Consider the following 1,771-nt stretch of genomic DNA (forward strand, 5'->3'; position numbering starts at 1 on the left):
AACAGGCCCGGCTGCGCGAACGGACCCGCATCGCGCAGGACATGCACGACCTCCTCGGCCACGAAATCAACCACATCGCCCTGTCGGCGGGGGCGCTGAAGCTCGCCCCCGGGCTGCCGGACCGGCACCGGGCCGCCGCCCAGGACATCCGGGCCAGGGCGGGCGCCGCCGTGGACCGCCTCGGGGAGGTGATCGGGGTCCTGCGCGAGCCGTCGGAGCCGGCGCCGGGCTCCGGGCCGGCCGCCGGTCTGGCAGAGGTCGAGGGGCTGGTGGCCCGGGCCGCCGCCGCGGGCCTGGATGCGCGGCTGAGCGTGGAGGGCGTCGGGGAGGGCGTACCGGACGGCACCGGGCCGGACGGCGGCGGCGCGACGCCCCCCGCCGTCGGGCGGGCCGTGCACCGGGTCGTCCAGGAGGCCCTGACGAACGTCGCCAAGCACGCCCCCGGGCACCGTGCGACCGTCCTCGTCCGCCACACCGGGGACCGGACCGAGGTCACCGTGACCGACCACCCGGTGCCCGGTGCCGCCGAGCGGCCCCGGAGCCGGACCGCCCGGCCCGCCCCGGCCGCAGCCGCCGGGGCCCCGGCGAGCGGGGAGGAGCACCGCTTCGGCCTCATCGGCCTGGACGAACGCGTCCGGCTGGCCGGCGGCACCTTCACCTGCGGTCCCGCCGGCGACGGTTTCGCCGTACGCGCCTCGCTGCCGCACCGCCCGGGGACCGTGCCGCCCCCGGCGCCCGCCCGGCCCGCCGGCGCACTGCCCCCCGAGCACCGGACGGCCCGTCGCCGGTTGGGCCGTACCGCCGCAGCGGGCGTGCTCGTACCGCTGTGCACCTGCGCCCTGCTGATCGGCGCGGTGCGCGCGTGGGACACCGTCACGGCACGGCAGTCGGTCCTCGCGCCCGCCGACTACGCCCGCCTGTACGCGGGGCAGCCGCGGGCGGAGGTGGCGCGGTACCTGCCCGAACGCCAGACGACCCGCCGCCCCGCGGCCCCCACGCCCGAACCACGGGACGCGGTCTGCGAGTTCTACGTACGGACCGCCGACCCGTTCGACGACCACTCGGGGGACGTCTACCGCCTTTGCTTCCGGGCCGGGCGCCTGGTCTCCACCGACGAGTACACCGGGAAGGACGTCCGATGATCCGGATCCTGATCGCCGACGACGAACCCATGGTCCGCGCGGGCGTCCGCGCGGTCCTCGCCACCGATCCGGGCATCACCGTGGTCGCGGAGGCCGCCGACGGCCGGCGGGCGGTGGAACTCGTGCGCTCCCACCGCCCGCACGTGGCGGTCCTCGACATCCGGATGCCCCGGAACCGGCGGTCTGGAAGCCGCCGCCGAGATACGCAGGACCGTCCCCGGGACGGGGAGTCGTGATGCTGACGACCTTCGGCGAGGACGAGTACATCCTGCGGGCCCTGGGCGAGGGCGCTGCCGGCTTCCTGATCAAGTCCGGGGAACCGGAGGAGCTGATCGCCGGCGTCCGGGCCGTCGCCGACGGCGCCGCCTACCTGTCACCGAAGGTCGCGGCCCGGGTCGTCGCCCACCTGGCGGCGGGCGGCGCGGGAGCCGCCGCCGCCCGCCGCTCCGCGGCGCGGGCCAAGGTCGAGGCCCTGACCGGCCGCGAGCGGGAGGTGCTCGGGTACCTCGGCAGCGGGTTCTCCAACGGCCAGGTCGCGCGCCGCCTGGGGCTCGCGGAGGGCACGGTGAAGGCCCACGTCAGCTCGATCCTCGCGCGCCTCGGCGTCGACAACCGGGCCGCGGCGGCGG

General features: G+C 77.8%; 1 protein-coding gene and 1 pseudogene. Both read left to right on the forward strand.

Annotated features, from left to right (window positions below; translation table 11 throughout):
- A partial coding sequence (locus SSNG_RS32235; RefSeq protein WP_042802506.1) for a histidine kinase occupies positions 1–1,142 on the forward strand: 1,142 nt, incomplete at its 5' end.
- Positions 1,139–1,771 (forward strand): annotated as a pseudogene (locus SSNG_RS32240) (response regulator transcription factor); the annotation flags it as partial. The gene SSNG_RS32235 and the pseudogene SSNG_RS32240, both read left to right, overlap by 4 nt.

Origin of the sequence: Streptomyces sp. C, from assembly GCF_000158895.1 — a bacterium.
Classification (GTDB): Bacteria; Actinomycetota; Actinomycetes; order Streptomycetales; family Streptomycetaceae; genus Streptomyces; species Streptomyces racemochromogenes.